This is a genomic window from Streptomyces sp. NPDC091416, from assembly GCF_044756845.1.
Taxonomy (GTDB): Bacteria; Actinomycetota; Actinomycetes; order Streptomycetales; family Streptomycetaceae; genus Streptomyces.
In genome coordinates this window covers 221,994-245,982 of record NZ_JBIVTU010000008.1, presented here as the reverse complement: position 1 = coordinate 245,982, position 23,989 = coordinate 221,994, and the positions used below count along the sequence as shown (strand labels likewise).

19 protein-coding genes and 2 pseudogenes are annotated in these 23,989 nt (G+C 69.8%); 11 read left to right on the top strand and 10 right to left on the bottom strand.

Features of this window, described 5'->3' with window-relative positions; translation table 11 throughout:
- Positions 1–138: 138 nt before the first annotated feature.
- Positions 139–1,920 (bottom strand): ABC transporter ATP-binding protein, encoded by a 1,782-nt coding sequence (locus ACIQMX_RS24385; protein WP_402481041.1) that lies wholly within the window; start codon positions 1,918–1,920, stop codon positions 139–141.
- Complete coding sequence (locus tag ACIQMX_RS24380) at positions 1,917–3,767, bottom strand: ABC transporter transmembrane domain-containing protein (RefSeq protein ID WP_402481039.1); 1,851 nt, start codon at positions 3,765–3,767, stop codon at positions 1,917–1,919. Before ACIQMX_RS24380 ends, ACIQMX_RS24385 begins: the two co-directional genes overlap by 4 nt.
- Before the next feature lie 289 nt (positions 3,768–4,056).
- Here ACIQMX_RS24380 and ACIQMX_RS24375 point away from each other — a divergent pair, with 289 nt between their 5' ends.
- Entirely contained in the window at positions 4,057–4,797 is a 741-nt protein-coding gene (locus ACIQMX_RS24375) for a L,D-transpeptidase family protein (RefSeq protein ID WP_363073521.1), read from the top strand.
- Between the two features lie 15 nt (positions 4,798–4,812).
- Here ACIQMX_RS24375 and ACIQMX_RS24370 read toward each other — a convergent pair whose 3' ends face one another.
- Together ACIQMX_RS24370 and ACIQMX_RS24365 are read right to left on the bottom strand one after the other, a co-directional pair.
- Positions 4,813–7,746, bottom strand: a complete 2,934-nt coding sequence (locus tag ACIQMX_RS24370) for an FAD-binding and (Fe-S)-binding domain-containing protein (protein ID WP_402481037.1) — start codon at positions 7,744–7,746, stop codon at positions 4,813–4,815.
- Between the two features lie 43 nt (positions 7,747–7,789).
- The gene (locus ACIQMX_RS24365) at positions 7,790–8,233 is read right to left on the bottom strand and encodes a MarR family transcriptional regulator (protein WP_363073525.1); all 444 of its coding nucleotides are present in this window, start codon (positions 8,231–8,233) and stop codon (positions 7,790–7,792) included.
- A 208-nt stretch (positions 8,234–8,441) separates the two neighbouring features.
- On the opposite strand from ACIQMX_RS24365, the gene ACIQMX_RS24360 reads away from it, so the two are divergent.
- Together ACIQMX_RS24360 and mltG are read left to right on the top strand one after the other, a co-directional pair.
- A complete protein-coding gene (locus ACIQMX_RS24360) occupies positions 8,442–10,253 on the top strand; it encodes an ABC transporter ATP-binding protein (RefSeq protein ID WP_363073527.1) in 1,812 nt (603 codons plus the stop codon).
- A 433-nt stretch (positions 10,254–10,686) separates the two neighbouring features.
- On the top strand, positions 10,687–11,541 hold the full coding sequence (gene mltG / locus ACIQMX_RS24355) for an endolytic transglycosylase MltG (protein ID WP_402481034.1): 855 nt from the start codon (positions 10,687–10,689) through the stop codon (positions 11,539–11,541).
- 7 nt (positions 11,542–11,548) lie between these two features.
- On the opposite strand, the gene ACIQMX_RS24350 is transcribed toward mltG, so the two are convergent.
- Positions 11,549–12,640, bottom strand: a complete 1,092-nt coding sequence (locus ACIQMX_RS24350; RefSeq protein ID WP_402481032.1) for an NAD(P)-binding domain-containing protein — start codon at positions 12,638–12,640, stop codon at positions 11,549–11,551.
- 131 nt (positions 12,641–12,771) lie between these two features.
- Between ACIQMX_RS24350 and ACIQMX_RS24345 the strand changes: the two genes are divergently transcribed.
- Positions 12,772–13,194, top strand: a complete 423-nt coding sequence (locus ACIQMX_RS24345) for a YjbQ family protein (RefSeq protein WP_363073533.1) — start codon at positions 12,772–12,774, stop codon at positions 13,192–13,194.
- Positions 13,195–13,320: 126 nt separating this feature from the next.
- Here the strand turns inward: ACIQMX_RS24345 and ACIQMX_RS24340 are convergent, their stop codons facing one another.
- Both ACIQMX_RS24340 and ACIQMX_RS24335 read right to left on the bottom strand, forming a co-directional pair.
- Positions 13,321–13,638, bottom strand: coding sequence for a hypothetical protein (locus ACIQMX_RS24340; RefSeq protein WP_402481029.1), 318 nt, complete (start codon positions 13,636–13,638; stop codon positions 13,321–13,323).
- 95 nt (positions 13,639–13,733) lie between these two features.
- Positions 13,734–14,036 (bottom strand): hypothetical protein, encoded by a 303-nt coding sequence (locus tag ACIQMX_RS24335; RefSeq protein ID WP_402481026.1) that lies wholly within the window; start codon positions 14,034–14,036, stop codon positions 13,734–13,736.
- Between the two features lie 342 nt (positions 14,037–14,378).
- Here ACIQMX_RS24335 and ACIQMX_RS24330 point away from each other — a divergent pair, with 342 nt between their 5' ends.
- Positions 14,379–15,107, top strand: a complete 729-nt coding sequence (locus ACIQMX_RS24330; RefSeq protein WP_402481025.1) for an SMI1/KNR4 family protein — start codon at positions 14,379–14,381, stop codon at positions 15,105–15,107.
- A 43-nt stretch (positions 15,108–15,150) separates the two neighbouring features.
- Here the strand turns inward: ACIQMX_RS24330 and ACIQMX_RS24325 are convergent.
- Positions 15,151–15,276 (bottom strand): annotated as a pseudogene (locus ACIQMX_RS24325) (AAA family ATPase); the annotation flags it as partial.
- A gap of 456 nt (positions 15,277–15,732) precedes the next feature.
- Here ACIQMX_RS24325 and ACIQMX_RS24320 point away from each other — a divergent pair.
- Positions 15,733–17,631, top strand: coding sequence for an RNA polymerase sigma factor (locus ACIQMX_RS24320; RefSeq protein ID WP_402481022.1), 1,899 nt, complete (start codon positions 15,733–15,735; stop codon positions 17,629–17,631).
- A gap of 329 nt (positions 17,632–17,960) precedes the next feature.
- On the opposite strand, the pseudogene ACIQMX_RS24315 reads toward ACIQMX_RS24320, so the two are convergent.
- A pseudogene (locus tag ACIQMX_RS24315) lies at positions 17,961–18,140 on the bottom strand (IS5/IS1182 family transposase); the annotation flags it as partial.
- A 162-nt stretch (positions 18,141–18,302) separates the two neighbouring features.
- On the bottom strand, positions 18,303–18,476 hold the full coding sequence (locus tag ACIQMX_RS24310) for a hypothetical protein (protein WP_363073549.1): 174 nt from the start codon (positions 18,474–18,476) through the stop codon (positions 18,303–18,305).
- Between the two features lie 167 nt (positions 18,477–18,643).
- On the opposite strand from ACIQMX_RS24310, the gene ACIQMX_RS24305 reads away from it, so the two are divergent.
- The 5 genes from ACIQMX_RS24305 to ACIQMX_RS24285 all read left to right on the top strand — a co-directional run bounded on the left by ACIQMX_RS24305 (position 18,644) and on the right by ACIQMX_RS24285 (position 23,893).
- On the top strand, positions 18,644–19,084 hold the full coding sequence (locus ACIQMX_RS24305; protein ID WP_363073551.1) for an ATP-binding protein: 441 nt from the start codon (positions 18,644–18,646) through the stop codon (positions 19,082–19,084).
- Between the two features lie 549 nt (positions 19,085–19,633).
- Positions 19,634–20,389, top strand: coding sequence for a (5-formylfuran-3-yl)methyl phosphate synthase (locus ACIQMX_RS24300; RefSeq protein WP_363073568.1), 756 nt, complete (start codon positions 19,634–19,636; stop codon positions 20,387–20,389).
- Positions 20,390–20,397: 8 nt separating this feature from the next.
- Entirely contained in the window at positions 20,398–21,807 is a 1,410-nt protein-coding gene (locus tag ACIQMX_RS24295; protein WP_402481019.1) for an aldehyde dehydrogenase family protein, read from the top strand.
- The gene (locus ACIQMX_RS24290) at positions 21,804–22,910 is read left to right on the top strand and encodes an NAD(P)-dependent alcohol dehydrogenase (protein ID WP_402481016.1); all 1,107 of its coding nucleotides are present in this window, start codon (positions 21,804–21,806) and stop codon (positions 22,908–22,910) included. Before ACIQMX_RS24295 ends, ACIQMX_RS24290 begins: the two co-directional genes overlap by 4 nt.
- Positions 22,907–23,893, top strand: coding sequence for a class I SAM-dependent methyltransferase (locus ACIQMX_RS24285; protein WP_402481013.1), 987 nt, complete (start codon positions 22,907–22,909; stop codon positions 23,891–23,893). The genes ACIQMX_RS24290 and ACIQMX_RS24285 overlap by 4 nt, the downstream gene beginning before the upstream one ends.
- The last annotated feature ends 96 nt before the right edge of the window (positions 23,894–23,989 follow it).

Below are 23,989 nucleotides of genomic sequence, written 5' to 3'. Positions count from 1 at the left end.
CGGTTGCTGTGGGCGCGGAGGGTGGGGGCCCCCCAGCCGCACGGCCCCCAACCTAACCCCCCCCGCCCGGCCCCCGGGCGGGGGGGGGGCCCCCCCCCCCCCCCCCCCCCCCGCCGGGTGCCGTGAACGCGGCCCGGGTCAGCCGTGCCAGGACCGCCACAGCGCCGCGTACGCGCCGTCCGCCGCCACCAGCTCGTCATGGCTGCCCAGTTCACTGATCCGGCCCTGCTCGACGACGGCGATCACGTCCGCGTCGTGCGCCGTGTGCAGCCGGTGGGCGATCGCCACGACCGTACGCCCGTCCAGCACCCGGGCCAGCGAGCGCTCCAGATGACGGGCCGCGCGCGGGTCGAGCAGCGACGTCGCCTCGTCCAGGACCAGCGTGTGCGGATCGGCCAGCACCAGCCGGGCCAGCGCGATCTGCTGCGCCTGCGCCGGGGTGAGCACCAGGCCCCCCGAACCGACCTCGGAGTCCAGTCCCTCGTCGAGGGCCCTCGCCCAGCCGTCCGCGTCGACCGCGGCCAGCGAGGCCCACAGCTCCGCGTCCCCGGCACCGGTACGGGCCAGGCGCAGGTTGTCCCGCAGCGAGCCGACGAACACATGGTGTTCCTGATTGACCAGGGCCACATGCGTGCGGACACGCTCCGCCGTCATCTGTGACAACTCCGCTCCACCCAGTGTCACTTCGCCGGTCCGCGGGGCGTAGATCCCGGCCAGCAGCCGGCCCAGCGTGGACTTGCCCGCACCGGACGGGCCGACCAGCGCCATACGCGTGCCGGGAGCGACGTCGAGCGACACCCTGTGGAGCACGTCGAGACCGGCCCGGTAGCCGAAACGCACCTCGTCGGCACGCACGTCACGGCCGTCCGGCGCCACGCCCGCGTCACCGGCGTCCGGCTCGATCTCCCGGACCCCCACAAGCCGCGCCAGCGACACCTGGGCGACCTGCAACTCGTCGTACCAGCGCAGGATCAGGCCGATCGGATCGACCATCATCTGCGCGAGCAGCGCACCCGTCGTCAGCTGACCGACGGTCAGCCACCCCTCGATGACGAACCAGCCGCCGAGCATCAGGACCGCGCCGAGAATCGTCACGTACGTGGCGTTGATGACGGGAAAGAGCACCGAGCGCAGGAACAATGTGTACCGTTCCCACGCAGTCCACTCCGCCACCCGCCGGTCCGACAGAGCGACCCGCCGGGCCCCCAGCCGGTGCGCCTCCACGGTCCGTCCGGCATCGACCGTCTCCGCGAGCATCGCCGCGACCGCCGCGTACCCGGCCGCCTCCGAGCGGTACGCCGACGGGGCCCGCCGGAAGTACCAGCGACAGCCGATGATCAGCACCGGCAGCGCGACGAGCACCGAGAGCGCCAGCGGGGGAGCGGTGACGGCCAGCGAGGCGAGCAACAGCCCCGCCCACACCACACCGATGGCCAGCTGCGGCACCGCCTCACGCATGGCGTTGGCGAGCCGGTCGATGTCCGTGGTGATCCGGGACAGCAGGTCTCCCGTACCGGCCCGTTCCAGTACGCCCGGCGGCAGCCTGACCGACCGTACGAGGAAGTCCTCACGCAGATCGGCCAGCATCTCCTCGCCCAGCATCGCGCTGCGCAGCCGCATCATCCTGGTGACCACGGTCTGGATGACCAGCGCCAGTGCGAACACGGCGGCGGTGCGCTCCAGATGAAGGTCGGTGACTCCTTCGGACAGGTCCTCGACCAGTCCGCCCAGCAGGTACGGACCCACGATCGAGGAGATCACCGCGACGGAGTTGAGCGCCGTGACCACGACGAACGGCCGCCGGTGGCGCCGCATCAGCTCCCGGACATAGGTGCGTACGGTCGTGGGGGTACCGACCGGCAGGGTCGTCGCCGACTCCGGGGCGGCCGGGTCGTACGGCGGTGGTGCGAGGCCGATCATGCCCTCTCCTCGATTTCCTCGATCGTGTCGATCGTGTCGATGTCCTCGTGCGTGCCCGGTCCCGCCGCGGCGATCTCGTCGTCGGTCTCCCGGGTGACGACCGCGCGGTAGAGCGGTTCGTCACGCAGCAGTTCCCGGTGGGTGCCCACCGCCACCACGGCCCCGCCATGGATCAGCGCGACCCGGTCCGCCAGATCGAGCAGCAGCGGTGACGAGGCGAAGGCCACCGTCGTACGGTCCTTGCGCAGCGCCTTGACGCCCTCGGCGACCCGCGCCTCGGTGTGCGAGTCGACGGCGGACGTCGGCTCGTCGAGGACCAGGGCCTCCGGGTCGGTCACCAGCGACCGTGCCAGGGCGAGCCGTTGCCGCTGGCCGCCGGACAGCGACCGGCCGCGCTCGGTGATCCTGGTGCTCATGGGGTCGCCCCCGGTGTCGGCGGACGCCTGGGCGAGCGCGTCCAGGACATCGCCGCACTGCGCCGCAGCCAGCGCGTCGGCGGCGGCCACCCGCCCGGACGACGGCACGTCCAGCAGGTCCCGCAGCGTTCCGGAGAGCAGTACCGGGTCCTTGTCCTGGACCAGCACGGCGGTCCGGGCCGCGTCCAGTTCCAGTTCGTCCAGGGGTACGCCCCCGAGCAGGACCGAAGGCACCGCGGGAGCCTCGGCCTCCTCGGCCTCACCCTCCTTCGCGACGGCCGGCTGGGCATGGCCGCCGAGCCGGTCCGCGAGGCGGCCCGCCTCGTCCGGGTCGCCGCAGACCACCGCGGTGAACAGCCCTTCCGGAGCCATCAGCCCCGTGACCGGGTCGTACAGGTCACCGGTCGGGACGGTGTCGATGGTGGACGGCCGCGCGACGCGGTTCAGCGAGAGGACCCGGACCGCGCGCTGCGCGGACGGCCGGGAGAAGGAGTACGCCATCGCGATCTCCTCGAAGTGCCGCAACGGGAACAGCATCAGCGTCGCCGCGCTGTACACCGTCACGAGCTGGCCGACGCCGATCTTCCCGTCCTGGGCCAGCGCCGCCCCGTAGGTGACCAGCGAGATCAGCAGAACACCCGGCAGGAGCACCTGGATCGCCGAGATCAGCGACCACATCCGCGCACTGTGCACGGCAGCCGTGCGGACCTCCTGGGAGGCGCGCCGGTAGCGGCCGAGGAACAGCTCCTCGCCGCCGATGCCGCGCAGCACGCGCAGCCCGGCCACCGTGTCGGAGGCCAGCTCGGTGGCCTTGCCCGCCTTCTCGCGCTGGACGTCGGCGCGGCGGGTGGCCCGGGGGAGGAGCGGCAGTACGGCCAGCGCGAGCAGGGGCATGGCGAGCGCCACGAGCACGCCGAGCGAGGGCAGGTAGAGGACGAGCCCCGCACAGATGATGACGAGGGCCGCGGCGGCCGCGGCGAAGCGGGAGAGCGCCTCGACGAACCAGCCGATCTTCTCCACATCGGCGGTGGACACCGCGACGACCTCGCCCGCGGCGACCCTGCGCGTCAGCGCCGAGCCGAGCTCCGCGGTCTTGCGGGCCAGCAGCTGCTGGACCCGGGCGGCAGCGGTGATCCAGTTGGTGACGGCGGTGCGGTGGAGCATCGTGTCGCCCACCGCGATCAGCACGCCCAGCACCGCGATCATGCCGCCGGCCAGCGCCAGCCGTCCGCCGGACCGGTCGACGACCGACTGGACGGCGAACCCCACGGCGAGCGGCAGCCCCGCGATGGAGCACTGGTGCAGCAGACCCCAGGCCATGGACGTGAGCTGTCCGCGGATCTGGTTGCGGCCGAGCCAGAGCAGGAAGCGAGGACCCGACCGGACATCGGGATCGCCGGGATCCGAATACGGAAGATCGCGAATGTGCATGACGTCCCAAAAGATCGGAAGGAGCTGAGATCCGAGGGGATCTCCAGAAACGTGTGGGGGAGGCCGTGGGGGACCCATGAGGGACCCACGGGGGAGCCACGGGAGACCCCTGGGGGACCAAACCGTCCAAGCCTCGCTCCCCGCAGGAGCCGAGGCAAACCCTTTTACGTACGGCCCCGTGAACGCCCGGGAAGCCGGGGCCCGTCCACGGAGTAAAGATTGGGCACGCATTCACCGGCCCCGGCGGCCGAGGACGACTCCGGCCGCCGCGTGGTGCGAGCATGGACGGATGCGTATAGCCGGTGCGGTACGAGTGGTGGCCTCGGCGGCCGCCTGCGGTGTCCTGCTCACGACCCTGACGTCGTGCGGCGGCGGGCAGAAACCGAAGAAGGCGGACGCGCGGTCCGCCGATGCCCGCAAGGACAAGGACAAGGAGCGGACCACCGGGCTGAAACGCATCCCCGACGTGGGCGACCGCCTTCAGTCAGAGATCCCGGACGACTCCCGTCAGGTCGTCGCCGTGTACGGCGCGGGCAGGAACTCCGCGGACTCCACGGTCGTCCTGTACACCCGGACCGGCTCCACCTGGGACAAGGCAGCCGGCTGGAAGGCCCACAACGGCCGCAAGGGCTGGACCACCGACCACCACGAGGACGACAAACGCTCCCCGGTCGGCGTCTTCACCCTCACCGACGCGGGCGGCGCACTGCCCGACCCGGGCGCCCTGCTCCCGTACACGGAGTCGGACGCCATCCGGGCCCCCCGCTACTGGTCCAAGCCGTACTGGCACGACTTCGACTACGTCATCGCCATCGACTACAACCGCGTCAAGGGCACCGCTCCCAACGATCCGACGCGCCCTCAGGGCCAGTCCAAGGGCGGCAGCATCTGGCTCCACATGGACCACGGCAGCGGCACATCGGCCTGCGTGAGTCTGCCGAAGGCGGCCATGGTGAAGCTGCTGCGCACCCTCGACCCGAAGCAGAACCCGGTCGTGGTGATGGGCGACCGCGCAGGACTCAAGGCCTGAGCGGCCGCCCGGCACTCATACGGGCCCGGGCCGGGTCGCCCGCTCCAGCTCCATCAGCGCCGAGTGGTACGAACGCCCGGTCGCCCGGTCCATGCCGATCTCGCACATGCGGTTCGCGCACAGATAGGTGTCGTACTCCCGTGTGTTCACCTCGGCGGCCTCCTTCGCCGTGGCCGAATCGGTCAGTTCCTTGTGCAGCATGCCCCGGTCGCCCGCAAAGCCGCAGCACGCGGCGTCGTCCGGGATCACGACCTCGTCCGCGCAGGCCTCCGCGACCGTACGCAACTGGTCGACGTCGTCGAGATGCTCCATCGAGCACGTCGGGTGCAGCACCGCCGAACCGGATTTCCTCAGCACCGTCAGCTCGGGCAGGAGCTCGTCGGCCGCCCACACCAGCGAGTCGACCACCGTCAGCTCCCGGTGCAGCTTCCGGTTGTCCTCGGTCAGATACGGCACCACCTCATGGGCGATGCCCAGCGTGCACGAGGAGGCGTCGACTACCAGGGGCAGCGTTCCGCCGGCGGTCCAGCCCCAGGCGGCCTCGACGATCCGGTTGGCCATCACCGCGTTCCCGGCGTCGTACCCCTTGGAGTGCCAGATCGTCGCGCAGCAGGTGCCCGCGACATCCTCCGGAATCCAGACGGGCTTTCCGGCACGGGCCGAGACGAGGACGACGGCCTGGGGCAGCGAGGGGCCACGGTGCCCCTCCGGGCCGCCGAAGATGCGGTTGACGCAGGCCGGGTAGTAGACCGCGCTCGCCCCCACCCTCGAGGTGCGGGGCAGCTTACGGGCTGCCGCTCCCGGGATCTGCGGCAGCCATTCGGGTACCAGATCGGGGCGCACGGCCTTGCGGGCGAGCCCGGTGACACCCTGGAGCAGCCGGTCGTCGATCCTGTCGGCCGCGGCGATCGCCAGCCGGGCCGCCGCTTCGACCACGCGGAAGTTCTTCGCGGTGAGCGCGGCGATCCGTTCCTCGCGCGGGGAGTGCCGGCGGTGCCGGAAGTCCTTCATCATGGCGCCCGTGTCGATCCCGACGGGGCAGGCGAGCTTGCACGTGGAGTCGCCCGCACAGGTGTCGACGGCGTCGTATCCGTAGGCGTCGAGCAGTCCGGCTTCCACCGGTGAACCGTCCGGCTGCCGCATCATCTCGCGGCGCAGCACGATGCGCTGGCGCGGTGAGGTGGTCAGATCGTGGCTGGGGCAGGTCGGTTCGCAGAATCCGCATTCGATGCAGGGATCGGCCACCGCCTCGACCTCGGGAATGGTCTTCAGCCCGCGGAGATGGGCCTTCGGGTCGCGGTCCAGCACGATCCGGGGGGCCAGGACCCCGTCGGGGTCGATGACCTGCTTCGTACGCCACATCAGCTCGGTCGCCCGCGGGCCCCACTCCAGCTCCAGGAAGGGCGCGATGTTGCGGCCGGTGGCGTGCTCCGCCTTGAGCGATCCGTCGAACCGCTCCACCGTCAGCCGGCAGAAGTCCGCCATGAAGGCGGCGTACCGGTCGACGTCGGACTGCTTCGCAGCGTCGAACGCCAGCAGGAAGTGCAGATTGCCGTGGGCCGCGTGGCCCGCCACGGCGGCATCGAAACCGTGTTCCTCCTGGAGCCCCAGCAATGCCTCGCAGGCGTCGGCCAGCCGGGAGGGCGGGACCGCGAAGTCCTCCGTGATCAGCGTCGTACCGGACGGCCGGGAGCCGCCGACGGCGGTGACGAAGGCCTTGCGGGCCTTCCAGTAGCCGGAGATCGTCCGGGCGTCCCGGGTGAACTCATTGGTCACCGAGGTGACGGGACGGACCAGCTCCAGCTGCCGCACGACCCCGGCCGCGGCCTCCTCGTACGCCTCCTGGCCCGCCTCGTCGGGAGCGCGGAACTCCACCAGCAGGGCCGCGGTCTCCTTCGGCAGCCCCGCCCAGTCGGCGGGCACCCCCTTGACGCTGACCGAGGCGCGCAGGGTGTTGCCGTCCATCAGTTCCACGGCGATGGCGCCGGCCTCGTTGAACAGCGGGACGGCCGCCGCGGCGGCCGTCAGGGAGGGGAAGAAGAGCAGTGCGGTGGAGATCCTGCGGTCCAGCGGCAGCGTGTCGAAAACGACCTCGGAGATGAACCCGAAAGTCCCTTCCGAGCCGACCATGAGACCGCGCAGGATCTCGACCGGCGTCGAACCGTCCAGGAACGCGTCCAGCCGGTATCCGTTGGTGTTCTTGATCTCGTACTTGGCGCGGATCCGGGCGGTGAGCGCGGCATCGGCCTCGATCTCCGCCTTCAGGGCGAGCAGCCCCTCGCAGAGCCGCGGCTCCGCGAGGGCCAGGGCCTCGTCCGCCCCGGGATCCCCGGTGTCCACCACGGTGCCGCCGGGCAGCACGACGGTGAGCGAGGAGACGGTGCGGTACGAATTCCGGGTGGTGCCGGCGGTCATCCCGGAGGCGTTGTTCGCGACCACGCCCCCGATCGTGCAGGCGATCGCGCTCGCCGGGTCCGGCCCCAGGAGCCTGCCGTGCCGGGCGAGGGCGGCGTTCGCCCGCACGACCGTCGTCCCCGGCCGGATCCGGGCTTGCGCGCCGCCGTCCAGGACCTCGATGCCCGCCCAGTGGTGGCGTACGTCCACGAGGATGTCCTCGCCCTGCGCCTGGCCGTTCAGACTGGTGCCCGCCGCCCGGAACACGACGTTGCGGCCCTTGCCGTGCGCGTACGACAGGATCGCGGAGATGTCGTCGATGTCCTCCGGAACGACCACGACCTGGGGAACGAACCGGTACGGACTGGCGTCGGAGGCGTACCGCACCAGGTCGGAGATCTTCCAGAGCACCTTCTGCGGGCCCAGGAGCTCGGTCAGATCGCCCCGGAGCGGCTCGGGGGTGCCCGGTGCCTGCGCGTCGGGAACCCGGTCGTGGGACGGGGGGCGTGCCACCCCGGGGCGCAGGGATTCCGGGTTCGGTTCGAGCAGTGGCATGTCCAGATCCCCTCGGCGGCTCGGCGCGACGCTTCGCGCCCGGTCAGCAGGTGCGCTCCGGCATTCCGTTGACCAGAGCGGTCAGCAGTCCGCCGAGCACCTCACGCTGATCGGCGGTCAGTGGAGCCAGGATCTCCTCTGCGGCCGCCCGGCGCGCGTTGCGCAGCGACCGCAGCGTGGCGATGCCCTCGTCCGTGATCTCGATCCGGACCACCCGGCGGCTGTCCGGATCGGGTGCCCGACGCACCCGGCCGCTGGCCTCCAGCCCGTCGACCAGCGTGGTCACGGCGCGGGGGACGACGTCGAGACGCTGCGCGAGATCCGCCATCCGGGGAGGGCCGTCGTAGTGCGCGACGGTGCGCAGCAGCCGGAACTGCGCGGGAGTGATGCCGATCGGCTCCAGCTGACGGCTCTGAATGCGCTGGAGCCTGCGGGTCAGCCGCAGCAGCTGTTCGGCGAGCACGCCGTCGGGGTCGGGGGTGTCCATGACGGGAACAATATCAGGACCTTGTTCATTGTGAGTATAGGTAACAATGAGCTAAGCTCTCATCCGTCCGGCTGTCAGGGGCTGCGAGGTCCGGGCCTCCGGACCTGCCGGGCGGCCATCCACCGCCCTGTCACGCTGTGGACGCGCACGCTGTCGCACACTCACGCGTCTGCCCCTCCCCGTTGTCGCACGCCTGACGAAGGAGCCCATGAAACCCGACCAACCCACGTGGACACCCCCGCCCCGGGATGCCGCCCAGCCGCCCGCCGAGCTGCGCCGCATCCTCCGCCTCTTCCATCCCTACCGCGGCCGCCTCGCGGTGGTCGGACTGCTCGTCGGTGCCTCGTCGCTGGTGTCGGTGGCCTCTCCGTTCCTCCTGCGCGAGATCCTGGACACGGCCATCCCGCAGGGGCGCACCGGGCTGCTCTCGCTGCTCGCCCTCGGCATGATCCTCACCGCGGTGATGAACAGCGTCTTCGGCGTGCTCCAGACGCTCATCTCCACCACGGTCGGCCAGCGGGTCATGCACGACCTGCGCACCGCCGTCTACACCCAGCTCCAGCGGATGCCGCTCGCCTTCTTCACGAAGACCCGCACGGGTGAGGTCCAGTCCCGGATCGCCAACGACATCGGTGGGATGCAGGCCACCGTCACCTCGACGGCGACCTCCCTGGTCTCCAACCTGACCGCGGTCATCGCCACGGTCGTCGCCATGCTGGCGCTCGACTGGCGGCTCACCGTCGTCTCGCTGCTCCTGCTGCCGGTCTTCGTCTGGATCAGCCGCCGGGTCGGCCGTGAGCGGAAGAAGATCACCACCCAGCGCCAGAAGCAGATGGCCGCCATGGCGGCCACCGTCACCGAATCGCTCTCCGTCAGCGGCATCCTGCTCGGCCGCACCATGGGCCGCTCGGACTCGCTGACCAAGGGATTCGCGGAGGAGTCGGAGCGCCTGGTCGACCTCGAGGTCCGCTCCAGCATGGCCGGACGCTGGCGGATGTCGACGATCGGCATCGTCATGGCCGCGATGCCGGCCGTCATCTACTGGGCGGCGGGCCTCGCCCTGCAGTCCGGTGGTCCGGACGTCTCGATCGGAACGCTGGTGGCCTTCGTCTCGCTCCAGCAGGGCCTCTTCCGGCCCGCCGTGAGCCTGCTCTCCACCGGGGTGCAGATGCAGACGTCCCTCGCCCTCTTCCAGCGCATCTTCGAATACCTCGACCTCACGGTGGACATCACCGAGCCGGAGAAGCCGGTACGCCTGGAGAAGATCCGCGGTGAGATCCGTTTCGAGAACGTCGACTTCAGCTATGACGAGAAGAGCGGTCCGACCCTCAGCGGCGTCGATGTGACCGTGCCCGCCGGAGCCAGCCTGGCCGTCGTCGGCCCCACCGGTTCCGGCAAGTCCACCCTCAGCTATCTCGTGCCGAGGCTCTACGACGTCACCGGCGGCCGTGTCACGCTCGACGGGGTCGACGTGCGCGAGCTGGACTTCGACACCCTCGCCAGGGCGGTCGGCGTCGTCTCCCAGGAGACGTATCTCTTCCATGCCTCGGTCGCCGAGAACCTCCGCTTCGCCAAGCCGGACGCGACGGACGAGGAGATCGAGTCGGCGGCCCGCGCCGCACAGATCCACGACCACATCGCCTCCCTGCCCGACGGCTACGACACCCTCGTGGGTGAACGCGGCTACCGGTTCTCCGGAGGCGAGAAGCAACGCCTGGCCATTGCCCGCACGATCCTGCGCGATCCGCCGGTGCTGATCCTCGACGAGGCGACGAGCGCCCTCGACACCCGCACCGAATTCGCCGTGCAGGAGGCGATCGACGCGCTCTCCGCCGGCCGCACGACGATCACCATCGCCCACCGGCTCTCCACCGTGCGCGATGCCGACCAGATCGTCGTCCTCGACGCCGGCCGCACCGCCGAGCGCGGCAGCCACGAGGAACTGCTGCGTCAGGACGGGCGGTACGCGGCCCTGGTCCGCAGGGACGACATCCGGGTCGCCGCCCCCGTTGCGAGCTGACCGGCCGGGGCCGGGGGCGCGATACGGCAGGGTCCCCGGCCGTGAGAGCTCTCCCCGGGAGGCCTGCAGCCGCACGCGACGACGCCGCCCCTCCCGTGGGACGGGGAGCGACGGCGCCGGGGTGGAGCAATGGTCAGATGAGCCAACCCACGAAGTGGACGACGCCGGCGAGCAGGTTGGTGATCAGGTTCATCGGGTGTTTCTCCTTGTGCATGGTGAATCTCTGGGACAGCGCAGTCGCGGTCTGCAGCCCGTCGCTTGCGCCCTGTAATCATCAACCGCGGTCCGGCAGTTGAGCAACGAATGCCGACATGATCACGCGTTCCAGCGAACATCCGATCCCCTGTTCGTGTGTTCGTGTCACGTGGTCCGTGCAGCGTGTCGCCACGGACCACGCACCGACGGCATGATCCGCGCGGGATAGCGTGCCCGCATGGCGAACGAGTCCCCGGACACCCGTCCCCACCGCAGGATCCGTCCGACCCGGCGGGGTCGTCTTCTGCTGGTCGTCGCCGCCGTGCTCGCACTCGGGGCGGCCGCCGCCGCTGTTCTCGTACCCCTGCTGTCCAAGGAGCCGAAGCCCGCCGAGCAGGCTCGCTCCCTGGTGATTCCGGAGGGGTGGCGGGCGTCACAGGTGTACGCGGCCGCGGACAAGGTCCTGGGCGAACCCGCCGGAACCACGGAGACGGCGGTCGCGACGGCGGACCTGTCACTGCCGGCCGAGGCGAAGGGCAACCCCGAGGGCTACCTCTTCCCGGCCACGTATCCCGTCACCTCCGGCACGACCCCCAAGAGCCTGCTGCGCTACATGGTCTCCACGGCACGGACCCGCTTCGGCGCGGACCACATCACCGCCGGAGCGCAGCGCAACAACGTCACCGTGTACCAGACAGTGACGATCGCCAGCGTCGTCCAGGCCGAGGCGGACACGGAACCCGACATGGGGAAGGTGGCCCGGGTCGTCCACAACCGGCTCGACCGCTCCATGCCCCTCCAGATGGACTCCACGCTCAACTACGCGTTGAACCGCAGCACCCTGGACACCACCACGGGCGACACGAAGATCGACAGCCCGTACAACAGCTACGAGCACAAGGGACTCCCGCCCACCCCCATCGGCAACCCGGGTGAGGAGGCGATGGTGGCGGCCATCAACCCCACCCCCGGCCCCTGGCTGTACTTCGTCACGGTCGCGCCCGGAGACACCCGCTTCACCGACGACTACGCGGAGCAGCAGCGCAACGTCGCCGAGTTCAACCGCAACCGCCGCAGCGAGGGCACCGGCTGAACGGCGCTCACGCGGGGACGGCCATGGGCTCCTCCGCCTCGGGCGCGGCGCGCTCCAGGAGCCGGCCGATCCCGCGCACGGCGGCGCGGCCGGCCCGGTTCGCACCGATCGTGCTGGCGGACGGCCCGTACCCGACGAGATGGATGCGCTCGTCGCGCGCGGCCTGCGTCCCTTCGACCCGGATCCCGCCGCCGGGCTCACGCAGCCTCAGCGGGGCGAGGTGGTCGACGGCGGCGCGGAAACCCGTCGCCCAGAGGATGACGTCCGCCGCGACGGTGCGGCCGTCGTCCCAGGCCACCCCGTCCGGTGTGATCCGGTCGAACATGGGCAGCCGGTCGAGCACCCCCGACTCGCGGGCCCGCCGGACCGCGTCGGTGACCGGCAGCCCCGTGACGCTCACGACACTCTGCGGCGGCAGCCCGCGCCGCACCCGTTCCTCGACCAGGGCCACGGCTGCCCGGCCCTGGTCGGCACCGAACGGGCCCTCCCGGAACACGGGCGGCCGGCGCGTCACCCAGTACGTCTCCGCCGCCACATCGGCGATCTCCATCAGATGCTGCGTCCCGGAGGCCCCACCGCCCACGACGACCACCCGCTGCCCGGCGAACCCGTCCGGCCCCGGGTAGTCCGCCGTGTGCAACTGCCGCCCGCGGAAGGTCTCCTGCCCCGGATAACGGGGCCAGAACGGACGGTCCCAGGTGCCGGTGGCATTGATCAGCGCGCGCGTCGCGTAGCCGCCCTCGGACGTCTCGACGAGCAGCCGCCCGCCCGTACCCTCACGCACGGCGCTCACCTCGACGGGCCGGTGCACCCGGAGCCCGAAGGTGCGCTCGTAGGTATCGAAGTACGCCCCGATCACCTCGGACGAGGGCCGGCTGTCGTCGGCACCCGTCAGCTCCATGCCGGGCAGCGCGTGCATGCCGTGCACCTTGCCGTACGTCAACGAGGGCCAGCGGAACTGCCAGGCGCCGCCGGGACGCGGGGCATGGTCGAGGACCACGAAATCGCGGTCCGGTGCCAGACCGCTGCGACGCAGGTGGTACGCGCTGGACAGCCCTGCCTGCCCGGCGCCGATCACCACGACATCCACTGTGCGCATCCCGAGACTGTTCACGCTTCTACCAACCGCATCGGCGACGCGGATCTTCCCGCCGCCCCCCGGCCGCTCCGACCGGCACCGTCCCGGCCCGTGGTCGCGCATTCCCGCGGCGCGGGCAGGACAATGAACCCATGTCCTCAGCGTTCACCACCAGCGTCCTGCACCTCACCACGGGCACGACGGAGACCGTCACCGACCTGACGTCCGACTGCGAACAGTTCCTCACCCGGACGGCCGCGGGCCGCGACGGCCTGCTCAACATCTTCGTCCCGCACGCGACCGCCGGAATCGCGGTACTGGAGACCGGCGCGGGCAGCGACGACGACCTCCTCAGCGCCCTGCACGCCCTGCTCCCCGCGGACGACCGCTGGCAGCACCGCCACGGCAGCCCGGGCCACGGCCGCGACCACGTGCTCCCGGCCTTCGTCCCACCGCACGCGACGCTGCCCGTGATCGGGGGGCGGCTGGAGCTGGGGACCTGGCAGTCGGTGTGTCTGGTGGATACGAACGTCGACAATGCCAACCGCAACGTCCGGCTGAGCTTCCTCGGGTAACTCCGAGGAAGCCGCGACTGCAGGTGCGTCTTCCGGCCGCACCAAGCGAGAATCTGGCCGTTGCCGGTGTCGCCCGATTGCTCGGCGAGTTCCGCGCCGGTCACGACCCTCTAATCCGCCTGCGGTTCACCCTCCGATCCACTGCGGACCACTCCGCCCATCCTCGAGGAAGCGGGGAAGCGTGGCTTTGATATTGAGGAAGAACTCGGGACGGTTCGCCGGATTTTCGCCTGAGGCAGCTGAGAGCGTTGCCGCGCTGGTACCTCCCAGCCACATGCCTACCGTCAGGTCGGTCAGGTAGTGCTCCAGACTCACGGCGGCATGACGTACATCGCTGTGCCCGACGGTAAACAGGGAATCGCGACCGGAACGGGCGGCCCCAACAGCAGCCAGAAACTTCGCTGGTACGACGTAGACATTGCCGCTGCTGGGGATGAGAGGCAACGCTGAAAACGGTCAGTGACAATGCCGAAAACGCTCAATGGCTCTGCCCCCGATCCCCTGCCGACAAGACCCCGGGGGCTGAGTGACACCGCCGCCTACTCCGCTTGGCGACTCGCTCGCAGCATCTCCTCGACCATGCGCTTTGCGTCAGGGCGCAGAGACACAAGCAGCTCCTCAGGGCACCCGCCGTCCCGGGCCAGGATCCGACCCAGGGACTCTGCTGCCGAGTCGAGCACAAGCTCGTCCTCGACCGGCGAACTGGTCACGTCGATGAGCGCCTTCACCACGTGCTCACCCGAGTACGCCTCAAGGTCCATCGCGGCATCATCGCGCTCGTCGACGCGAGCAGCCCTGTTCAGCAGAACCGATATCAACCCTGCCGGCTGTGGAACAACCACGCCTCCCCCTCCTCATGGATTTCTCCCACCAGCATCCACATGTGAGGCGCTTTGGTCGAGCACGACCACCGACGGCAGGCCCCGGCGTGAAGGGGAATCGACCGCATCTGGCTTCGCCGGGGCTGGGAGCGGGGCGGCGTGCGTGCCCCGCCGGCCGGCGATGGGTGTTCGCGTTTGCCGAGCAGTTCGGTCTTGGCTTCGTAGGCGAGAGGGGGAGCGATTGATGTCGTGTTCGGAGAACGGATGTTGATCAATCGGGTCGAGATGGTGGGTTTCGATAGCGCGTGGCTGGTGTGTCGGGGCATGGCCAGGGCTGCAGATCGGGGCGGATATCGTCGTGATATGACACATGAGTTCGATCTTGCTGCCTCCCTCGTTGACGCCGTCAGGGGACGCAGCGGCGCTTGGGGCTTCATCCGAGACTTTGCTGGTCATTGGGCCAGCCCTCTGGAGGTCACCGATGGGTGGTCAGAGGCCGATCTGGCCGCAGCTGAGGAGAGACTCGGAATGCGGCTGCCGGCTGCGTTGCGCGAGGCGTATCTGCTGTTCGGGCGCCGCCGGGATCTGACCAGTAACTACGACGTGCTCCTCGGCCCGGCCGAGCTCTATGTGGATGAGGCCAGGCAGGCCCTGGTCTTCCGGCATGAGAATCAAGGCGCGGCGTCTTGGGGAATCCGCCTCGATAGCCTGCAGGACGACGACCCTGCGGTGTTCAGCCGGACTGATCTGGCGGACAAGAGCGCCGAACGGTGGGAAGGCTGGCTGGAGCGCCTTTCCCTGTGCTTCATTGAGATTATTCTGTCCGAATCCCTGCATGCCGATGAAGAGCGCTGCGACTTCCTTGACTCCGATGAGTCCGACGTCGAGTTGCTGGAGGAGAACTTCGTCCGGCTGCCGTTCCCGCTGTATCCCACCGGTGATGACGAAAACGGGAGCCGATGGTTCCTGGGCCAGGACGCCCTGCTGCGCGACGACGCTGGCGCAGCCATTTTTGCCCGTGGCCGGACGGCAGAAGACCTCGACCGAGCTCGGAACCTGATCCCGGGAGACTGGCTCAACGACCACTGGTGACCACAATCATGCGGCCATTTCGGCCAGGCTCCCGAGGCTGGAGTCAGCCCAGAGACTGCTGTTCGGCTCGTGCTCGGATGGTGGCGAGGCGGTAGGAGTCGGTCCCGGTTCCGATGATGTTGCTGCCGAAGGTGAGGCGGTCGACGATGGCTGCGCAGAGGCGGGGGTCCCGTCGTGACCCCGGCGTCACTCGATCGTGGCCACGTTGAAAAGGCTCAATGTTCGTGCAGCACGGGCGAGAAGACTCGAGGTCGCAGTCTCGGGCCACGACGAACGCGTCTCGGAGTCCTCGTAGTCTCGTCGGACCCCCGGGTCGCCAGTTCCGTGAACGTGCGAGACTGAGAAAATCAGGACTGCATGTCATGAGGATGCCCTGCTCGTCCCTCTCTCTTGTGAACGGCCACCGCGCCCACTGAGCGCAATGGCCCACACCAAACGGGAGGTTGAACGGTGGAGCTCACCGCTGCACTCTTGTCCGCTGTCACCCTTTGCGCCCCTGCGTTCAAGGGCTGGCTTGACAGCATGGCGCAACGCAATCGGTCGCTCGCCCGAGCCGAGATCATTCGGGCCCGCCTGGCAAGTTCGACCGGCTTGCAGGATGTGCGGGCGAAGCGAGAGGGAGAAGATGGCTGAGCGGGAGGCGGTGACCGGGGAGGAGTTGGGTGCCCTCTACGCGCAGTACCGGGTCAGTCTCTCGACGATTGCCCGGAACGAACTCTTTGCTCGCGGCGTGCCTGAGTCGGTTGTCTCGGCAGAGGACATCGTGCAGGATGCCTTTGCCAAGGCCCTGCGTAATCCGGCATCCATCGAGAACCCGATCCCGTACTTGCGCGTGGTGATCCGCGCAGAGGTGGCCAATCGGGCCCGGCAGCAGGTGGTTCGAGCCCGTTTGGAGGCCCGTCGCGCGGCTGATCCCCTGCGGTTCGACCCAATGCAATCCGCAGACATCGCCGCATTGATTGCCAACCGTTGTGCAATCGAGCAGGCTCTGGCAGGCCTGTCTCTTCCGCAGCGAACAGCGGTATGGGCAACGAAGGCATTGGACTGTACTCAGGGCGAGACCGCAGCCCTGATGGACAGAGCGCCAGGGACGGTCGCCACGCATGTGTCTCGTGGCATGGCACTGCTGCGTTCGAGCCTGGCGGCCGCTGTGGTTGCCACCATCGTGATTTTGGGAGGTCGTCACTTCGGAGGCGGGCTGCAACACGGTGATCCTGCGAATCGACGCGGCGATTCGACTGTCCCGACGAGCTGGTGGAATGAAGGACGGGCCCTACTGAATCCGCTGTACGAACAGTGGCCCGTGGTCGCTTGGATTTCCATTCCGGCTGCGTGCTGCTCCCTGTGGTGGCTCTGGTGCTGCATGCAGAGGAGATCCGCGACGTGCCTCAACGCCTGGCTGCGGGTTCGCCGAACGGGGCAGACGTGGTTGAGGACTATGCGTCGATGGCGAAATTCCTTTGGTACGCCCCGCGTTACCCGCGACAGGCTCTCCAGCCTTCAAGACTGCCCGAACACGCGCTTGCAGGATCTATTGAGCCTGGCCGGCTGGTCCAGGGGCGAACTCGCCGGACTGGTGAACCGGCGGGCGGCGGCCGTGGGCCATCCGCAGCTGGCGACCGACACCTCGCGCGTACGGCGCTGGATCGACATGGGCGAGAGCCCGCGTGAGCCTGTACCAACGGTGCTGGCAGCGCTGTTCACCGAACGTCTCGGGCGTGTCGTGACCGTTGAGGACCTCGGGTTCGGACGGCCGGGACGCGCAAGGAAGCGCCGGGACGTCAGTAGTGCGGAACGCGCCAACCCCGACGGCCTCCCGTGGGCGCCCGAACGGACGGCAGCAGTCCTCACCGAATTCACGGGAATGGACCTCATGCTCAACCGACGCGGCATGGTGGGCGCGGGCGCCGCGCTCGCCGCAGGATCTGCACTGAGGAGCGGCATCCACGACTGGCAGCAAAACGATCCCGAACCCACTCAACAGGCCGACGACCAGGCCGCGGCGGATACGGATCTGGGAGCGCTGGACGCGCAGTGCCATCATGCAATCCCGGAAGCCTTGAAGATCTTGGAAACACTTACACATTCCCCGCAAGGAGTGGTGACTCGGGCGCAGCTCGCTCGCTCCTTGAGGGCGTTCGGCTCGGCTGAGTCAGCAGCCCTGTCGATGCTGATCCGCCAGGGCTACGTCCAAGGGCTTCCGGGCAGCAAGTACACGCTCGGACAGGGCTTCAGGAGTCGTCTCGTCAGCCCAGGCACAGAGAAGTCCCTGCTCCTGCCGGCGCGGTCTCAGCTCCAGTCCGGAGAGGACCGTTTGTGGAGTGGCGGCTCCAGTTCGTACGCCGTGTCGTCAGGCGAGTCCGGGCTCATCCGCCGGGCGAGTATCACGTCAGCCGTCGATGACGATCGATTTGGCATGTTCGTCGCATCGGGCGTCGCTTCGGGCGTCGTGCGGTCCTCCATGCCACAGCGGGCTGCTTACCGTATGCGGTGGCTACGGGACGGAAGTGATTCAGCGCGCTGATCGTCCGCTCAACTCCGTCTCTCCACTTGTAGATCGCCTCGTCTGTAGATCGCCTCGTCGAAACCGTGGGCCGACCACCACCGAGCCAGGGCGTTTGCGGGTCGGCCCGCTGATCCTTCGGTTCCGGGATGATGTGCGTGATCTGTCGTCTGCTGAGGAACGAGGTTCACGGCGGGACGAGTACGTCTGCCAACCCCCGCCTGCTCGGGCCGGGTGCACGGCCGTCCAACGCTGCGGCGAGACCCGGATGCGAACGGGACGGGGACGAACTGCGGAGCGTCGGCCCGCTGGTTCGGCGTGATCAGCAGAACCAGCGGGCAGCCATCGCTGTACGCGGCAATCAGCAGGGCTCGGTCTTCCAGCCGGAGGCCCCACGGCCGGCCCTCGCGGACCGCACCCGCACCCTCACGACGCGGAACGCTCACCAACTTCCCGAAGGTGCGAGGGCTCAGCCCGGTGAACGGGCTTGTCCAGACACCCCGCGGCGCCGAGCCGGCAGGTCGAGACAGCGAGCACGAGCTCACTGCTCGATTCCAAGCTCTACGGGTGGCCACCAGGGAGCGTCCTTGATGTGGCCTCGGGCCAAGTCCCATGGAGGGGTGCATGGGTGGCCGCGTACTCGTCCGCGATGTGGAAGACGCTCCCGCCCCGCCGGGTTCCCGCCCGTGCCGTCAGCGTCTGCGGGAGGGGCGGGAACCGGCTCCGATTCCCGATACGTGCAGGGCCAGAAGTGCCAGACCCAGGAGCATGAGGTTCACGGAGGAGAAGACGTCGTTCGTGGTGATGTCTGCTGCGTTGATCAGGAAAGCGATGACGAACAGGACGGCTGCGCCTATGCCGAGCATGGAGTGCTCCTCTCGAAGGGGTGCAGTGCGTGTGCCCTCATATCCCAAGGGCAGACCCCGATTGCGCTTCGGCTTCGGGACGGCGACCGGACTGTGTGTCGGGGTTCCAGGGGTGCGCTTCGCAGCCGGGGGCAGGAGAGGGAGAGGAGCGGAGTGAGGGAGGACCGATGGCGAAGGACGCGTCGCTGCGCGCGGTCGGATGGGCGCAGTCTTTTCCGGTGTCGCAAGGCGTGCGGGCCGGCCGTCGGTGGACGCGGGAACACCTGATGTCCCTGGAGTGGACCGAGAGCGCCCCCGAGACGGTGGACGCGATACTGCTCAGTGTCTCCGAGCTGATCACCAACGCGCACATACACGCGCACAGCGACGCCCAGCTGGTACTCACCTGGGACAGCCACTGCCTGCACGTGAGCGTCCACGACTCCGACCCTGTTCCTCCTGCCAAGCAGTCCGAGGACCTCACGACGACCGGAGGGCGGGGGCTGGCCATCGTCGACGCGCTCGCCGATGGCTGGGCCACGCATCCGCAGGCGTCGGGCAAGACTGTCACCGCGTGCTTCGTGCCACCAGGTGCGCCGAAGCCTCAGCATGGCGGGCACGTCAGCTGAGTTCCGGATGGAAGCGACCCGGAGCGGAGGAATGGTGTCCGTCCGACCTGGCGCATGCCTCACGCCCGTGCCGCCCGACATGTTTGTCGCCAGGCCGTGCTGGGCGCATCGTGGAGAGGGCGCGTTGCGCTCTCAGGAGCCAGTGATTGAAGGCGGCCATCGCCTTCTGCGGACTGTGACGTGGAGCCTGCGGCCTCCGGTAATTTGAGTGTTCTTAACGGATGTTGGTGGACGCGAACGCCGACTGCGCCAACCGGCAGATTCGGTTGGGCTTCATTGGTGAGCGCGCTTTCTGATCAGGCGGCGGACACGGTTGCCGGCCGAGGCCAGTCACGGTCCAGCAGGCCCGCGGTTTCAAACCGGCTCCTTCGGGCGTTCTGCGCCGGTGTACTCGGAGTCATGCCCATGCGTACACGCGCCGTCCGGGGACTCCGCACGCCCTACCGCCCCGCGGCGGCAGTGGAAATGATGAGCACACCGCACATGAACCAGGTGATCCGCGGTTCCCCGTGCCCCGGCCGGGCGGATTCGCGGCGGAAGGAGTTCACGGTGTTGCTTCTCATCTCCCCGGACGGCGTCGAGGAAGCGCTCGCTTGCGCGAAGGCGGCGGAACACCTCGACATCGTCGACGTCAAGAAGCCCGATGAGGGTTCTCTCGGCGCCAACTTCCCTTGGGTCATCCGGGAGATCCGCGACGCGGTTCCGGCGGACAAACCGGTGTCCGCCACTGTGGGCGACGTGCCGTACAAGCCGGGCACCGTGGCGCAGGCCGCGCTCGGCGCGGCCGTCTCCGGTGCCACGTACATCAAGGTGGGCCTGTACGGATGCACCACTCCGGAGCAGGGTGTCGAGGTCATGCGGGCGGTCGTCCGGGCGGTCAAGGATCACCGCCCGGACGCGCTCGTCGTCGCCTCGGGCTATGCCGACGCCCACCGCGTCGGCTGCGTCAATCCGCTCGCCCTGCCCGACATCGCTGCCCGCGCCGGTGCCGACGCGGCCATGCTGGACACCGCGATCAAGGACGGGACGCGGCTGTTCGACCACGTTCCGCCGGACGTGTGCGGCGAGTTCGTCCGCCGCGCCCACGCGTCCGGTCTGCTCGCCGCCCTCGCGGGCAGCGTCAAGCAGGCCGACCTCGGTCCGCTGACCCGTATCGGCACGGACATCGTGGGCGTGCGGGGAGCGGTCTGCTCGGGCGGTGACCGCAACACCGGAAGGATCCAGCCGCACCTGGTCGCGGCCTTCCGGGCGGAGATGGACCGGCAGGCCCGGGAGCACGCCGCCGACGTCCCGGCCCTGAACTGAACGCCGGGATGCCGACACCCGAATCCGGCCGCGGCCCCGGACACCGTGCCCCACGCCTCGCCGTCATCGACCCGGCCACCGGGAAGACCTTCGACGAGACCCCGGACCAGGGGCCGCACGAGCTGGACGACGCGATCGACGGGGCCCGGCGCGCCTGGACCGGATGGCGCGCCGACCCGGCCGCCCGTACCACCGGACTGAACGCCGCAGCCGACGCCGTGGAGGCTGCCGGGGACGACCTCGCTCCGTTGCTCACCCGGGAACAGGGCAAACCCCTGGCCGAGTCGTACGCCGAGGTCGCCCGTACGGCGGCCCGGCTGCGGTACTTCGCCGACCTGGCTCCCCGTACCCGCCGGATCGACGACGGCCGCCCCGTGCACAGCGAGATCCGCTGGCGCTCCCTCGGCCCGGTCGCCGCGATCGTGCCGTGGAACTTCCCTCTCCAGCTCGCGTCGGCCAAGTTCGCGCCCGCCCTCGCGGCAGGAAACACCGTGATCCTCAAACCGTCCCCCCACACCCCCCTCGCCACCCGGCTGCTCGGTGCCGTCCTCGCCACAGCTCTGCCCGAGGACGTCCTCACCGTCGTCACCGGCCGGGAACCCCTCGGCGCCCGCCTTGCCTCCCACCCGGGCATCCGACACGTCACGTTCACCGGCTCAGTGCCGACCGGGCGGGCCGTCGCCGGTGCTGCGGCGGCCTCCCTCGCCCGAGTCACCCTGGAACTGGGCGGCAACGACGCGGCCGTCCTGCTGGACGACGTCGACGTGGACCGGATCGCGGACCGGCTGTTCTGGGCCGCTTTCCGTAACTGCGGGCAGGTCTGCATGGCGGTCAAACGCGTATACGCACCGGCCCGGCTCCACGCCGAGGTCGTCGAGGCCCTCGCGCACCGCGCGAAGACCGTCGTCGTCGGACCCGGCCTGGACCCGGACACCCGGCTCGGGCCGGTCAACAACGCCGCCCAGCTGGCCAGGGTCGAGCGGGTCACACAACAGGCCCTGGCCGCCGGCGCCCGGGCGGTGACCGGTGGTCACCGGCTCGACGGACCGGGCTACTTCTTCGCTCCCACGATCCTCACGGACGTCCCTCCCGACGACCCGGTGGTGACCGGGGAACAGTTCGGACCGGTTCTGCCGGTGCTGCCCTACCGCGACCTGGACGAGGCCGTCGAGGCGGCCAACGGCACAGGCTTCGGGCTGGGCGGCTCCGTGTGGGGGACCGATCTCGACCGGGCGGCGGCGACAGCCGACCGGCTCGAATGCGGCACGGCCTGGATCAACCACCACGCCGAACTCTCCCTCGCCCAGCCCTTCGCAGGCGTCAAGGACAGCGGTGTCGGTGTCGCGGGCGGGCCATGGGGCCTCTACGGCAACGTCCGTCCGTTCGTCGTGCACCGACCGCGGGAGGAGGAGCGATGAGGTTCCGAGCCGCGGTGCTGCGCTCGTACGAGTCCCCGTTCGCGGTCGAGGAGGTCGTCCTGGGCACCGTCCCGGCCTCCGGTGAGATCCTCGTCGAGATCGCGGGATGCGGAATGTGCCGGACCGATCTCGCGGTCCGGCGATCAGCCGGCCGTACCCCGCTGCCGGCCGTCCTCGGCCACGAGGGGACCGGAGTGGTGGTGGCTGCGGGCGACTGCCCGGACAGCGCGATTGGCGTCGGTGATCACGTCGTGCTGAGCTTCGATTCCTGCGGAGACTGCCGGAACTGCCGCGGCGCGGCCCCCGCATACTGCGACTCCTTCGCCTCGCTCAACCTCTTCGGGGGACGCGAGGAGGACGCGCCACGGCTCACCGACGCCGCCGGGGGAGCGCTGGCCTCGCGGTGGTTCGGCCAGTCCTCCTTCGCCGAATACGCCCTCGTCCCGGCGCGCAACGCCGTCCGGGTCGACCCCTCCCTGCCGCTGGAACTGCTCGGTCCGCTCGGCTGCGGCGCCCTCACCGGCGCCGGAGCCGTACTGAACACCTTCCGTGCCGGTCCCGGTGACACCCTCGTCGTACTCGGTGCGGGAGCGGTGGGCCTGACCGCGGTCATGGCGGCCGCTTCCGCCGGCGTACGGACCGTGGCCGTCGACCGGCATCGCGGGCGTCTGGAGCTGGCCGAGCGGTTCGGTGCGGTCCCGCTGTCCGCCGAGACGGCCGGACTGGCCGAGCGCATCCGCCGGCACACCGACGGCGGCGCGCAGTACGCCCTGGACACCACGGCCTCCGTCCCGCTCATCAACGACGCGCTCCGCGCGCTGCGTCCCACCGGCACCCTCGGACTCGTGGCACGTCTGCACACGGCCCTGCCGCTCGAACCGGGCACGCTCGTCGGGGGCCGCGGCATCCGGCACATCTGCGAGGGGGATGCCGTACCCGAACTGCTGATACCCCGGCTGATCGGTCTGTGGCAGGCCGGCCGCTTCCCCTTCGACCAACTGATCCGCACCTACCCCCTGTCCGACATCAACGAGGCCGAACGCGACTGTGACGCCGGACGCGTGATCAAACCCGTCCTGCTGCCGGAAGGAAGAGAACGATGAGTGAAACGTCCACGACCGAAGACCCCGGCCGTCCCGGCAGCGACCCTTCCGAGCGCTTCGCTCCCACCGAAGGCGACACGACCGCGTCGGCGGCGCAGCCGACCGGTGCGGAAGGCGTGAACGCAGGCGTGGGACTGACCGCCCTCCTCGTCGCCGCCGCACGGGCGATCGAGACCCGCCGCCCCGACAGCCTGGCACAGGACGTCTACGCGGAACACTTCGTACGCGCGGCCCCCGCCTGTGCGGACTGGCCGGTGAGTATTCAGCAGGTTCCGGACGGGGACGGCAACCCGTTGTGGGGAAGGTTCGCCCGCTACTTCGGTCTGCGGACCGGGGTCCTCGACGACTTTCTCCAGCGGTCGGCCGGTACGGGCGTGCGCCAGGTGGTCCTGCTGGGAGCGGGACTGGACACCCGGGCCTTCCGGCTGGACCTGCCGTCCGACTGCGTCGTCTTCGAGATCGACAGGGCCGGCGTGCTGGCCTTCAAGCAACAGGTGCTCACGGACCTGTCGGCAGCCCCGAGGGCGAAGCGGGTCCAAGTTCCGGTCGACCTGCGCGACGACTGGGCCACCGCGCTGACCTCCGCAGGCTTCGACCCGGCTGCCCCGAGCTGCTGGCTGGCCGAAGGACTGCTCTTCTACCTTCCGGGACCCGCCGAGACGTACCTCATCGACACGGTGGACCGGCTCACCACCGGGGGTAGCGCCCTGGCCTTCGAGGCCAAGCTGGAGAAGGACCTGCTGGCATACCGCGACAGCCCGATCTATGCGGCGACGCGGGACCAGATCGGCATCGATCTGCTCGACCTCTTCGACCGGGGCCCACGCCCCGACTCCGCGGGTGACCTGGCGGCGAAGGGCTGGTCCACCTCGATGCACACCCCGTTCGAGTTCTCCCGTCTGCGGGGACGTGGTCCCCTTCCCGAGCCGAACGACGCGCTTGAGGGGAACCGGTGGGTCTTCGCGCACAAGAACCGCCCCTGACGCCCACCCACCACGACGTCCGCGCGGGCCCGGCACCGCCGTGACCTCCCGGGGCCGATGCCCGCGCACGAGGCAGAGCCGAAGACCCGCACGTAC